Origin of the sequence: Bacillus cereus group sp. BfR-BA-01347 (assembly GCF_022663835.1) — a bacterium.
GTDB lineage: Bacteria > Bacillota > Bacilli > Bacillales > Bacillaceae_G > Bacillus_A > Bacillus_A thuringiensis_K.
In genome coordinates, this window is sequence record NZ_JAKUGG010000012.1 from 98,994 (window position 1) to 112,100 (window position 13,107).

Genomic DNA, 13,107 nt, shown 5'->3' on the forward strand with positions numbered 1-13,107 from the left:
AAAATGAAAAATGAAATGAAAAATTGTTTTGATAAAATAATTAGAGAGTGGCAAGATTGTAATAATTCATTGCCAAAATCTTTATGGATAGAAGAAGCAGAGGCTTTTATCTATGAAGGAGAACCTGATATAGAGGGATACGTATTTTGGAAACCTTTAGAGAAAAATATAATTCATGATTTTTCTGATATAGAAAAAGATTTGGGGATAGAATTACATAATTCAATTAAAGAATATTATAATTCTTATTGGTTTTTAGACTTAGGGGGTAATTATTTAGGTTATGATTTTGAATTAAATCCTGTTATACCAGGAATTGAACTACATGATTTTTATGTATCTTTACAAGGATACCGAGGCGCACATGATAATCAACTGAATAATATTCCTATTGGTATGGAATTTAATGGTCTCTTGGTAGTTGTAGATAATGAAAATGGACAAGTAAAATTAGAAGATTATGAAAGCAGAAGCTTCGAAGTTATTTGTGATAGTTTAGCAGAATTAATTTTAAATCTTTCATAATCAGGAACCTGGTCGAATACAACTTGTAGATTATCAGATACATCACGATACTGGTCATACAGGTGGATATAAAATTTGAGGAAAAGATAGGGCGGTTTATAATTATGAACAACATTACATGGATTAATGTAAGTGAGAAAAAAGTTACAGATGAACAAATTGAACAATTAGAAGAGTACTTTGGTATTAAATTTCCTAATGATTTTATTGAGTGTGTAAAGAAATATGATGGTGGCTATCCTACTCCAGATACATTCAATATTCCTAATCAGGATGAAGATTCACTTAATAACCTTTTAACCTTAGACTCTGAGAGAAAAATTTCTATGCTGCAAACATATAATAGTATAAAAGATAGATTGGTAGATAAAGTATATCCTTTTGCTAGAGACCCGTTTGGTAACCTTCTATGCTTTGATTACCGAAATAATCCTCAGTCACCAACAGTCGTATTTTGGGACCATGAGGAAGAAGAAATGGAAGAATCCATCTATCCTGTTTGTTCATCTTTTGCAGAATTACTTGATAGCTTATATGAGTTTGAAGACGAGGAAGAATAATTAATTATGAGTAACAAAAGTAAGACTTATGTGAATTACGCATAAGTCTTTTTAATATTATCTCAAAGTTAAGAAGATTGAGGGGGAAAATTCTCATGAATCTAGGGGAGCTAGTTTAAAAGAAATTAAAAGACAATTAAATATACCTAGATTTCAACACCCGATTAGTCAAAAGATGGTACCATTAACAGATAGCAATGGTAAAAGGATATTGAATGATAATAAACAGCCTATTATGACTCGAGAATTTACATATGAAGTAAAAGGTCAATCAAGATCATTCAGAGGGTCATAAGTTTGGAGAAGGTGGAGTTGGAGATCATCCACCGCATCATAATGTAAGACCTGAATACAATACACGAACAGGACAGGTAGATGGTATGGAGGATTATTATTATTTTGAGAAGAGAAATAATAAATAGGGAGTAAAAAATGATTGATCAATTTAAATTTTTAAATCCACAAGCGTTAATTAGTATTTTTGGGGAAATACCAAAGTTTGAAGAATCAGAGTTATTAGATGTGCGTCTTAAAAGAGATGGTCCTACTTTAGTTATTCAATTGATGACAAAGGAAAATGTTGAAAACAAGCCAAAACGATGGAATAAGTGGGATGTAATTTATGTAGAGATATCTTTCTTTACTATTCATAATTTAACAATAAGAGGTTTAGGGACAGAAAATATAATTGATTATTTTGAAATAAATACGATAGAAGAAGAAGGTTTATTAAAAATTAATTGTAAGAATCAAATGTTAGTTGAGTGCTCGTTTGAATGGGCGAAGGTAGAAGGAGTAACCCCAGGCTTAATAGGATTACCGTAATTTTGATGGGAAGTAGATAGTTAATTTTTATAATATTCATATTTTAATGTTTTGGGGTTAAATAAGGAATGTATAAAGGACATCTGAAACGTTGATAGTATTGCAAACATATGAAGCGGAAATTACTAAAATTAAGATACCTGATTATATACCTGTATTAGGTGATTATGATAGAAGTGTCAAAGGTGAGATTATAATAGGTGGGTATGGTTATAGATTCCGCAGGAGTTTCATTTAAGTTTGAGAAGGAAGCGAGATAATAGAATGCAAAAATTTTCAAAAATAGTTATATGTGTTGGTGCGTTAATAATGATTATACTGGGCATGATTGTACATGATACATGGAAGGATAGGATTTATTTTTCTTTAGCTGTACTTTTTGTTACCGTACTTTCTTTACTATGGAATATAGTTGCTCATAATATTATGGATAAATTTAGGGGGAGAGAATGAATAGTTATGAAACTTTTACTGATTGGAACAGTAGCGGGGTGGTTTAATTAACATGAAAAAAAGTCTAGATTTTAATAAGAAAGCTTTTGCACATTATATGGCTCTTTATCCTGTAAATGAAATAAGAGTCCACGTAATTGGTCTTGTCCTTTTGGGGGCAGATGTGTTTGTTCTTTTGCCTGCTTTTGCGAATCCTTTTCGATTACTCTATGTATATATAGTAACTCCTCCAGTTATTTTTTTAAATTTGTGGGCGATATGGATTGCTATCAATCCTCGGAAACGACAGTTACAATACACTCTATTTCGAGGAGTATATGGCGCCATATGTTCAGTCGGATTATTGGTTATAACTCAAAAATATGCTTATGAAGTGTTACAATTACAAACTCCCATCTATTTTATTCTTTCATTTGGTTTGTATGGTTTTGCTTTGTATTATTTTTATAAAAATCATATTGAAAAACTTCAGGAACCAAGAAAAAAATCAAAATCATCGAAAGGAACTGGTGGTGTAAAAGTAGCAGCTATTGCAGCGGGATCGGGGCAGTTAATTGCTAATATAATTCTTAGCATTGCAACACAACAGATGGGTGCGATTGTATTTATGTGTGCATGCACAGTGTTTTCGTTTGGTTTGTTTTATATGATTATAGAACTCCATAAGTATTATTATTTACGGAAGCATATAGAAGATGGAGGGAAAATACGTATAGGCTTTTAAAGAGAATTTGTTGCATTTCAAGTGTATAATCGCATTCTTCTTATGGAAGCCATTCACGAGACTTATAGCAATAAAAGATGTATAAGTGGAAGATTATATTGTGGTAAAACATCTGAAGGAATGGAAATTAGGTTTGTTCTTATTGATGATAAGATTATAGCTGTTTATCCCGTGTATTAAAGAATGTGAGGTACTCAAAAATGAAAGTAACTACTCAGCCCATAGTTAAAAATGTAAGAAAATATAGAGGTAATTGCTAAGAAGCACTCCTCCTAAGTTTCAGATGGAATTAAATGATTGAATGTTTATATTTAAATAACCGTCTATTTATGCTTTAATATTTCTATATACATAACTGGGATAATTAGGGATTTATATTTGATATGTTTTAAGAAAGGGGAATGTTTTTTTATGGAAACTCCAGAAAATCAATTTAAACGTGCACTTAATCCTTGGTTCTCCATTTGGACAAAACCACGTGATACAATGAAAGAAATTTTTATATCCAAACCTAAGAATGTGTTTTTACTCATTTTATTAGGTTCATTCGTACAGACTTTAGATCGAGCATCTTCTAAAAATATGGGGGATTCAATAAGTAGTCCAGTTTCAATAATCTCAATGGTTATATTCGGTACCTTCGTTGCTTTCTTAATTTATTATTTTTTGCTACCAGCGTTATTTAATTGGGTGGCAAAAAAACTTGGTGGACAAGGTACCTTTGAGAAAACACGTTACTCAGTTGCCTATTCTTATATCCCTTACGTTTATTCTCTTATATTAGTTTGGGTGCCTTCATTTTTCTTGTTTGGGATAGAAAACTTTACGAGTGAGACACCGGAAATGGATAGTAGCATAACTTTAACGATTTTGTTTCTTATTTTTGCCATAATTGATATAGTTATTGCAATTTGGACAATCATTATTTCCTTAAAATGTTTAGGAGAAGCACACCAATTTTCAGCATGGAAAGCATTATTAACAATAATAATATCCTTTATGATTATCATTCTTCCTTTAGTAATAATAGTATTTCTTATAGTAGGGGTTACAATCTTTTAATCATTGATTTGCTTCTTATTTACCCAAAGGTTTTCTACGCGCTGTTAGTAATTGTTACAGGGTGAACAACCACATGATTCGGATATTCCACTTGGCGAAGCGTATGACCTATATGATCAAATTGATCGCCCGTTTTACGGCCTGTTTTTCTTATTATCAGTGTTAACAGGAATTTGTGAAGGCAAACTTGAAAATCAAATATTAAACTATTAAAACCTTAAGGGAGCTGAGTAGATTGTCTTTGTTCGTCTCTTATTTTCCAATCGGAGAATAAGGGATGAATTTTTATGAAGGAGTAAATGCAGCCTTTGTTACCATTCCCGCCATTCTTCTGTTATATCTTCCTCAGATTCTAAGCCAGCTATTCGTGCAGCTGCATCGATAAATTCATAGAGATCTTCTCTTTCCATTGTTTCGATAAAATGGTCATGTTCGATATTTAGTTCATTTAATTTCATAACTACCTCTTTAACAACTTGCATGACTTCGACTTCGGTTGGATTCTCTCCTAATCGCTGTAAGTTGTTAATGTAAGTGTCAAGGGCTGTATTTGTTGCACTTATATTTTCTTCAGTGAAAAATTCCCCGTCTTCATCATACTCAACCCATGCGGTTGTTGGTTTGTTTTTTTTCAATTCATCAAATGTCATGATAACCTCCTAAATATGTTTTTTGTCTTTAATTTTATTCTACATTTTCGATCATATAAAACAATCATTTTAGAGGGGTTTTCTGTAAGTTGATAGTTTTTTAACTCATTTTATGAGGCTACTTATTCGTGGTCTTTTTATTTTCTCCTCCGCATAAATATAGTTTATCCCGCATTAACGGGCAGTAAGACTCCCACCTCAAAACTCGGCGAATGCGGAGGAGTTAGGTGGGAGTCGGGCTGCCCGTAAAAGCCCGATTGGTTCAACTAATAATCAGTGGGGGATGGACAAACCCCCCACTGATTAAAGTTTCACTTTATCGCAAGAATGCATGAATAGATTAAAAACTTTCTATCTTTGGGAAAAAGTTTGACAATACATACGGGTAGTGGTAATTTAAAACCTATAAGAAAACTCGGTATTAATTCCGAGTTTTCTTATAGGTGTAAATAGTCGAGAGGGGTCGGAATATGAAGAAGAAGTTGTTTGTATTACCATTTGTCCTACTATTATTTATTGCATTAGCTGCTTGTTCAGGGGAAAAAGATTCGAAGCAAGCGGGCACTAGTAAATCAGGGACTTCGAAAGATGGAGGAACGTTAACGATTGGTGTTAGCGATAATCCAGATACGATGAATCCGCTTTATGCGAATGATCGTGTGTCATTAACTGTGCAGCAAGCTTTATATGCGCCGCTATATCATATGGAAGACGGTAAGAAAAAGTTTGTTCTTGCTGAGAGCTTTACGCCTTCAGAAGATCAATTAACGTGGACATTGAAATTAAAAGATAATTTGAAATGGCATGATGGTAAGAAAATTAAATCAGACGATATAGCATTTACATTCCAATCTATTTTAGATGAGAAGCAAAATAGCTCAAGTCGTGAAAACTTTATTTTTAAAGGAAAGCCGCTTGAAGTGAAAAAGGTAGATGAGTTAACAACTCAATTCGTTTTACCACAAGTAAGCGCATCTTTCGAAGGTGTGATGAATGATTTCTTCCCGATTCCGAAACATGTATTTGAAGGGGAAGCAGATTTAGCGAAGAGTAAGAAAAACTTACAACCTGTAGGGTCAGGTCCGTTTAAGTTTAAAGAATATAAATCAGATGAGTACGTTGCATTAGATCGATTCGATGATTATGTAGGTGGGAAAGCTAAATTAGACTCTATCGTATACCGAGTTGTAAAAGACCGTAATACAGCCAATGTTTCACTGCAAAATGGTCAAATCAATATGAAGATGATTGAGCCACAAGACTTTAAGAAATTAGATAGCACTGGGAACTTCTCAATGGTGACATTCCCTGAAGGTAGATTATTCTACTTATCTTATAACATGAATACAGATTTGATGAAGAAAAAAGAAGTGCGCCAAGCAATTGCGCATGCGTTAGATAAAAAAGAAATGATTAACTCAGCATTCGTTTCGGGTGAATTTGCAGAACCAGCAAATTCAATCTTAACGCCAGACGCTATGTATTATGCGAAAGATATTAAAGACTATAAGTATGATAAAAAAGAAGCGAAAGATTTATTAGCAAAAGCTGGCGTGAAAGATAAAGAAAAAGTACGTGTTATGTATGTAACGAATAATAAAATCATGGAAAGCTTAGCGCTTTATACACAACAAAAATTAAAAGAAGTTGGCTTAGAAGTTGAACTAAATGCATTAGATGCTAGTGCGGCAAGTGAAAAAGGCTTAGATAAAGAGAATAAAGAATATGACATTACATTTGGTGGTTACATAATGGGACCTGAACCAGATTCATATAAGAGCTTATTCTTAAGCAATGCTGAATACAACTATGCACGTTATAAAAACGCTGATTTCGATAAGTTATGGGAAGAAGCTGCAGTTGAAACAGATAAAACAAAACGTGCAGAGCTATACCATAAAATTCAAGAAACAGCTAGAGAAGACGTACCTTATCTACCAATCGCATATCCGAAAGCAGTTATTGCAGTAGATAAAAAGTTTGATGGATTAAAAGAAGCAAAAGCAATTCCTGTCACAATGTTTGAAGATCTATCTAAGATTTATGAAGTGAAATAAGAAACAGTAAAGAAGCTGGTGGAAATCAGCTTCTTTAGCTTGAGGGGGGAAGTTTGTGTATAAAGTAATTGCGAAGAGGCTTTTAAATGCAATTCCGCTTTTATTTGTTATTTCTATTATTTCTTTTCTATTAATAAAGCTAGCGCCGGGGGATCCTGTTCGAAACTTTGTAACGCCAAATATGAGTCCAATTGATGTGGAGCGTATTCGCAAAAGTTTAGGACTAGATCAACCAATTTACGTGCAGTATATTTTATGGTTAAAAAATATTTTAACAGGAAACTTTGGTTACTCACTTCAAAATCATCGTCCTGTTTTAGATCTTATCGCAGAAAGATTACCCGCAACAATTGGGTTAATGGGATCATCTTTACTCGTCTCATTCGTAATCGCAATACCACTTGGACTATTTACAGGTGTGAAAAAGAATTCGTTCTTTGACCGCATTGTAAACTTTATTTCATATGTTGGTATTTCTATGCCGGTTTTCTGGTTTGCACTACTATTAGTCTACTTATTCTCTTTAAAATTGAACCTACTTCCGAGTATGGGTATGCGCACCGTAGGTAAAGATTCTGTTTGGGATATTGTGCAACACGGCATTTTACCTTGTATGGTGCTAGCGTTCCAAAACGTATCTGTTTATATGAGATATATTCGTTCAAGTACGATTCAGCAATTAGAAGAAGAATATGTACAAATTCAATATGCGTACGGTGCTTCAAAGAAAACGGTTTTATTTAATCACGTACTTCGAAATGTATTAATACCAATCATTACAATTTTCGGATTATCGATTCCAAGTTTAGTAGGCGGAGCATTTATTACGGAAACAGTATTTTCATGGCCGGGTCTTGGTTCACTTGGGGTAAATGCTATTTTTAGATTTGATTATCCGATTATCATGGCAATTACATTACTATCATCATTCATGTTAATTCTCGGTAACTTAATTGCTGATATTTTATATGGCGTAGTAGATCCGCGCATTCGAATGAGGGGGTGATTTGGAATGAATAATAGGAGATTTCAAACGATAAAACATAGCTTTACGAAAAATAAGTTTGTTGCAATGGGAGTTATTATACTTGCGATTTTAACGGTCGCATCAATTTTCGCATTCGTATCGCCGTACGATCCTAGCAAAATGTCGATTCCAGATCGCTTACAAGAACCAAGTATGAGTCATCCTTTCGGAACGGATGATTACGGAAGAGATTACTTAACGAGAGCGTTATATGGCGGACGAGTTTCACTTGCGGTCGGTTTTCTTGCGATGGTTGTTTCTATTACAATCGGTACCGCAGTTGGAACAATTAGCGGATATTTTGGCGGAAAGTTAGACAACTTCTTAATGAGGGTTGTTGAAGTACTTATGTCAATTCCATCATTCTTTTTAATGCTACTATTAAATGCGTATTTAAAACCAGGAATTACGACGTTAGTTCTTATTATCGGATTACTAACATGGATGGACACCGCCCGTATTGTAAGGGCAGAAACGTTATCTGTAAAAGAGCGTGAGTACGTTTTATACGCAAAAGTATCAGGACAAAAATCACTTATGATTATTGTAAGACATATCATTCCTAACATTTTATCAACCATTATTATCGCTGCGACATTAACAATTGCGACATCGATTTTAATGGAATCATCACTTAGTTTTTTAGGTTTAGGTATTAGAGAACCAGATTCTTCTTGGGGCAGCATGCTAAACAATGCGCAAGGATATATTGGTGAAGCTTGGTATTTAACACTCTTCCCAGGATTCCTTATCCTTTTAACGGTACTTAGTTTTAACGTAATTGGTGAAGCATTGAAGAAAGCTTTCGCACCAAAAGGAGCCGGACATGAAAACTAAAGTGTTAAGTGAAGGGAGTGAGAAGCGTGTCTGAAAAACTACTAGAAGTGAAAAATTTAAAGACTTCTTTTTTCATAGAAAGTGGCGAAGTTGAAGCGGTTCGCGGCGTTACATTTCGCTTAAATAAAGGAGAAGTAGTCGGTATCGTTGGGGAATCTGGAAGTGGAAAGAGTGTAATGGCGAAGTCCGTTATGTCTCTCGTTACGTCACCAGGAAAAGTGAAAGAAGGGGAAATCCTTTTTCATAATGAAAACATACTTTCTAAATCTGAAAAAGAATTGCGTTCTATTAGAGGAAATCAAATTTCACTTATCTCTCAAGACCCAATGTCAGCGCTAAATCCGGTCGTGAAAATTGGGAAACAAATGATGGAAGTAATTATACGTCATCAAAAAGTGAAAAAGAAAGAAGCAGAGCAAATCGCGGTCAACTTGTTAAAACAAGTCGGTCTTTCTTCACCAGAAGAAAGGGTGAAACAATATCCGCATGAACTAAGCGGAGGTATGAAGCAGCGGGTTATGATTGCAATGGCGATGTCTTGTAACCCTGACCTTCTTATTGCTGACGAACCGACGACTGCACTTGATGTAACGATACAAGCACAAATACTAGATTTAATGAAAAACTTAAAGAACGAAACGAATATGGCGTTACTTCTTATTACGCATGACTTAGGAATTGTCGCGCAAAACTGTACGCGCGTCATCGTTATGTATGGCGGACTTATTATGGAAGAAGGACCTGTACTTGATATTTTCCAATCGCCGAATCATCCATATACGAAAGGGTTATTAAACTCTCTGCCAAAAATCGCAAACGGCGTAAAAGAAAGACTTGCTCCCATTCAAGGTGTAACGCCAAACTTATTAAACCCACCACAAGGTTGCCCGTTCGCAGAGCGTTGCCCGCATGCGATGGACATTTGTGAAAAAGAACGTCCACCATATTTTGAAATCGGAAACGAAAGACGTTCCATGTGCTGGCTAAACGATAGGGCGGTAGGTGATTTTCATGCATGAAGAAAACTTAATTGAAGTTCGGAACTTAAAAAAGTATTTTCCTATTAAAAAAGGACTATTCGGCAGAAAAACAGAGCAATTAAAAGCAGTCGATGATTTAAGCTTCACTATTAAAAAGGGTGAAACATTCGGGTTAGTAGGAGAATCTGGATGCGGAAAATCAACGACAGGAAGAAGTATCATTCGCTTACACGATGTCACTTCAGGTAACGTTTTATTTGATGGAAAAGATATCGCAAGTTTAAAGGAAAGTGAACTAAAAGAATATCGAAAACGAATGCAAATCATTTTCCAAGATCCATACGCATCATTAAACCCGGCAATGAATGTATTCCAAATTATTAGCGAACCAATGAACATTCACGGTTCTTACGAAAAAGAAGAACAAAAAGAAATCATTTTAGACCTTCTGAAAAAGGTAGGATTAAAAGAAGAACACTTATATCGCTACCCGCACGAATTTAGCGGAGGCCAGCGCCAGCGCATTAGCATCGCGCGTGCATTATCTGTAAAACCAGACTTTATCCTATGTGACGAACCAATCTCAGCACTCGATGTCTCAGTCCAAGCACAAGTCGTAAACATGCTGCAAGACATCCAAGAAGAAACAGGAGTCACATATTTATTCATCGCACATGACCTATCCATGGTAAGACACATATCAGACCGCATCGGAGTCATGTACTTAGGAAACATAGTAGAAATTGCCGACAGTGAAGACCTATACACAAAACCGGCACATCCATACACACAAGCACTACTCTCATCTATGCCAGAACCAGATCCAACAAACATTGGCAAAGAACGGATCATCCTAGAGGGAGAAGTACCAAGCCCACTAAACTCACCATCCGGCTGCAAATTTAGAACGCGCTGCGAATTCGCTACTGAAAAATGCGCGCAGGAAGTACCGAAAATGGTGGGGATTGCGAAAGGGCATCAGGTGGCTTGTCATTTGTTTTAGAGGAAGAGCACTAGGGGGGACCTGGTGCTTTTTTCTTTGTAGGTGGACGTGGTGTGGGATTGGTTGTTGGTTTAGGGGATATCGCACTCGAAATTTGTCGGTAAATCGATATGTTGTGTCGAAACGTTGATATATTCGGAGTTACGATCGATATAATTGAATAATCGTTGATATATTTTTGTAAAGAGTGGGATTGGTTGTAGATTAATGGTCAGCGACTGTCTATATTTGTATCTCCTATCATATAATTCCCTTTATTTTTCAACTATAATTTTAATGACGAACTTCTTTTTGTTGGGAAAGCACGTAAAGTAAGACAACGTATTAAAAATCATCGTGATGAAGTGTATCGTAATTGTAGAAAATCCGATGGAAAGAGAAATTTACGAAACATATATGATTAACGAATTTCAAGCGAAGTATAATGTGAATAAAGTGTTTTATAAATAACATCAACATAAAACATAATCTTGGTACTACATCAAGATCATGTTTTTATATGCAATAAAAACATGATTATTCTTAATCATTCGACAAGATGCAACAATTTAAGATCGTGTTTTTTGCTATGATAAGTAAGGAATTTACATATCGTGTTATTGGGGGATAAAAAGAGATGTTGAAAAAATTTACTACATGTATTTTAGGTGGCGCTTTAGTATTCAATTTATCTGGTTGCGGCAATACATCCGACAAAACTTCTTCAGAATCTAAAGAAACCAATTCTAAACAAGAAGAAAAGAAAGTGCAAACAACTGGTGAGGCGAAAACGAAAGAGAATACAAAGCAGAAAAATACAGAACAAACAAAAGAGAAATCAAAAATAAAAGAAAAAGAGTATGCTGTAAACAAGGATTTTCATACGCCTAAATTTGATGTAACTGTAAAAAGAGTTGTAGAAAGAGATAAGGTTGGTAAAGAAAGTATAGGATTCCAAAAACCTGAAGATGGACATGTCTTTATTGTTGTAGAAGCAGAAGGGAAAAATATCACAAACGAACCGATGAAATTAGCCGTTTTACCATCAGTGGATTTAGTGGATGAAAATGATAATGCTTACCAAAGTGATGTGTTGGCAGCTAGTAGTTATGCGGTTGAAAAAGGCGAGACCTCTACTATTACTAAGGGATTAAAACCAGGTGAGGTAATGAGAGAAAGTAAAGTTTACGTGATTAATAAAGAAAAATTTGATACAGGAAAGTGGTATGTAGTTGTTAACCGTGAGTATAAGGAACAAATTAAATAGTGTTTATTTATGAAGAGGAGATGGCTCCTCTTTTTTTTTTACAAGTTAACACAGAATTTCGTTATAATGTAGAAATTTAATGTTTTCGAAAAAAAGAATTGACTTCTATATTAGTTGTAACTAAAATGATTACATAAAGGTGTAATCATTTTAGTTACAACTAATATCTGCTAAAAATATGATTTATATATTTAATTAAGGATGGTGGTCCATACGTTGCCACCCGGTGTAGAAAGTTACTAACACATTCAAATCAATGCATATTCCAAGCTTTAGTATTTTCTGTTACGGGGCAATAAGGTGCAATGTTATCTTTTGTTAAAAACCTTGGTGGATCTTTCTTTGGAAATATTAGTTTTTGGGAAATATAGTAAGGCATCTAAAAAAGAACAAGGTATAAAAAGACGTACCTATATAAACCAAAAATTTAGTTGAGCTGGATAATAAAAAAAGGTAGGAGATTTAAATGGAGACGAAACAAGATAATCTTATTTACGTATGGGATGCATATTGTGGATGGTGCTATGGTTTTTCAGAAAGTATTAAAGGATTTTACAAAAACCACACTGAAGTACCATTAACGGTTTTATGTGGAGGGTTATTTTTAGATAATTTACCAATGAAAAACTTCTCATATATAGAAGAAGGAAATAAAAGAATTAATCAACTTACAGGTGCTGAATTTGGTCCTTCCTATCAAAAATTGGTGGAGGAAGGGACTTTTAAAATGAATTCGAAAGATGCTGCAATTGGTTTTTCAGCTTTACGCTCATTAGCGCCAGACCGTTTATTAGAATTCACTTCGGCTATGCAAAAAGCGTTTTATTATGAGGGCCAAAGTCTGAGTGATCCTGAAACATATCGCAAGATTGCAATCGAGCATGGTTTGGACCCTGAACAAGTATTAGAACGTTTAAACGCTCAAGAAACAATAATAGATGTCCAAAATGATTTCAATAAAGTTCGACAGCTTGGTGTTAATAGCTATCCTTCATTACTTTTACAAAAGGATAATCAAATTATTCCTATTGGTGGTGGCGTAATGACACCGGATAAAATTGAAGCGCGTTTTAAAAATTTATATTAAGAAAATTTAGGATACAGTAGCAAACATGTTATCTTAGGCCACCTGACATTCATCTCCGGAATATTCGCCGG

Annotated in this window: 14 protein-coding genes and 3 pseudogenes; 16 read left to right on the top strand and 1 reads right to left on the bottom strand. The window is 34.6% G+C overall.

Annotated features, from left to right (window positions below; translation table 11 throughout):
• Window positions 1–3 precede the first annotated feature (3 nt).
• The 8 genes and pseudogenes from MR143_RS18145 (at window position 4) to MR143_RS18180 (ending at window position 4,362) form a co-directional block, all read left to right on the top strand.
• On the top strand, window positions 4–525 hold the full coding sequence (locus tag MR143_RS18145) for a SecY-interacting protein Syd (RefSeq protein WP_000787237.1): 522 nt from the start codon (window positions 4–6) through the stop codon (window positions 523–525).
• Window positions 521–604, top strand: a pseudogene (locus MR143_RS33235) (HNH endonuclease); the annotation flags it as partial. The gene MR143_RS18145 and the pseudogene MR143_RS33235, both read left to right, overlap by 5 nt.
• A 25-nt stretch (window positions 605–629) precedes the next feature.
• Window positions 630–1,085, top strand: a complete 456-nt coding sequence (locus tag MR143_RS18155) for an SMI1/KNR4 family protein (protein WP_199717839.1) — start codon at window positions 630–632, stop codon at window positions 1,083–1,085.
• Window positions 1,086–1,417: 332 nt separating this feature from the next.
• A pseudogene (locus tag MR143_RS18160) lies at window positions 1,418–1,507 on the top strand (HNH/endonuclease VII fold putative polymorphic toxin); the annotation flags it as partial.
• A gap of 10 nt (window positions 1,508–1,517) precedes the next feature.
• Window positions 1,518–1,910 carry an immunity 50 family protein gene (locus MR143_RS18165; RefSeq protein ID WP_000566914.1) on the top strand — a complete coding sequence of 131 codons (393 nt, stop codon included), beginning with the start codon at window positions 1,518–1,520 and terminating at the stop codon, window positions 1,908–1,910.
• 505 nt (window positions 1,911–2,415) lie between these two features.
• Complete coding sequence (locus tag MR143_RS18170) at window positions 2,416–3,087, top strand: hypothetical protein (RefSeq protein WP_000749011.1); 672 nt, start codon at window positions 2,416–2,418, stop codon at window positions 3,085–3,087.
• Between the two features lie 411 nt (window positions 3,088–3,498).
• Window positions 3,499–4,149, top strand: a complete 651-nt coding sequence (locus MR143_RS18175) for a Yip1 family protein (RefSeq protein ID WP_000449725.1) — start codon at window positions 3,499–3,501, stop codon at window positions 4,147–4,149.
• Window positions 4,150–4,200: 51 nt separating this feature from the next.
• Entirely contained in the window at window positions 4,201–4,362 is a 162-nt protein-coding gene (locus tag MR143_RS18180) for a hypothetical protein (RefSeq protein ID WP_033690333.1), read from the top strand.
• Window positions 4,363–4,460: 98 nt separating this feature from the next.
• Here the strand turns inward: MR143_RS18180 and MR143_RS18185 are convergent, their stop codons facing one another.
• Window positions 4,461–4,799, bottom strand: a complete 339-nt coding sequence (locus MR143_RS18185; protein WP_000141761.1) for a hypothetical protein — start codon at window positions 4,797–4,799, stop codon at window positions 4,461–4,463.
• A 470-nt stretch (window positions 4,800–5,269) separates the two neighbouring features.
• Here MR143_RS18185 and MR143_RS18190 point away from each other — a divergent pair, with 470 nt between their 5' ends.
• The 8 genes and pseudogenes from MR143_RS18190 to MR143_RS18225 all read left to right on the top strand — a co-directional run bounded on the left by MR143_RS18190 (window position 5,270) and on the right by MR143_RS18225 (window position 13,036).
• A complete protein-coding gene (locus MR143_RS18190) occupies window positions 5,270–6,856 on the top strand; it encodes an ABC transporter substrate-binding protein (protein ID WP_242280881.1) in 1,587 nt (528 codons plus the stop codon).
• Window positions 6,857–6,911: 55 nt separating this feature from the next.
• Window positions 6,912–7,862, top strand: a complete 951-nt coding sequence (locus tag MR143_RS18195; RefSeq protein ID WP_000278787.1) for an ABC transporter permease — start codon at window positions 6,912–6,914, stop codon at window positions 7,860–7,862.
• 6 nt (window positions 7,863–7,868) lie between these two features.
• Entirely contained in the window at window positions 7,869–8,720 is an 852-nt protein-coding gene (locus tag MR143_RS18200; protein WP_001065278.1) for an ABC transporter permease, read from the top strand.
• A 26-nt stretch (window positions 8,721–8,746) separates the two neighbouring features.
• Window positions 8,747–9,739, top strand: a complete 993-nt coding sequence (locus MR143_RS18205) for an ABC transporter ATP-binding protein (RefSeq protein WP_001291149.1) — start codon at window positions 8,747–8,749, stop codon at window positions 9,737–9,739.
• Window positions 9,732–10,703: an ABC transporter ATP-binding protein gene (locus tag MR143_RS18210; RefSeq protein WP_000544128.1), complete on the top strand. Its 972-nt coding sequence runs from the start codon at window positions 9,732–9,734 to the stop codon at window positions 10,701–10,703. The genes MR143_RS18205 and MR143_RS18210 overlap by 8 nt, the downstream gene beginning before the upstream one ends.
• A 254-nt stretch (window positions 10,704–10,957) precedes the next feature.
• Window positions 10,958–11,153, top strand: a pseudogene (locus MR143_RS18215) (GIY-YIG nuclease family protein); the annotation flags it as partial.
• 166 nt (window positions 11,154–11,319) lie between these two features.
• On the top strand, window positions 11,320–11,949 hold the full coding sequence (locus MR143_RS18220) for a DUF4352 domain-containing protein (RefSeq protein ID WP_242280882.1): 630 nt from the start codon (window positions 11,320–11,322) through the stop codon (window positions 11,947–11,949).
• Window positions 11,950–12,415: 466 nt separating this feature from the next.
• Window positions 12,416–13,036: a DsbA family protein gene (locus MR143_RS18225; RefSeq protein ID WP_000448622.1), complete on the top strand. Its 621-nt coding sequence runs from the start codon at window positions 12,416–12,418 to the stop codon at window positions 13,034–13,036.
• Window positions 13,037–13,107: the final 71 nt, after the last annotated feature.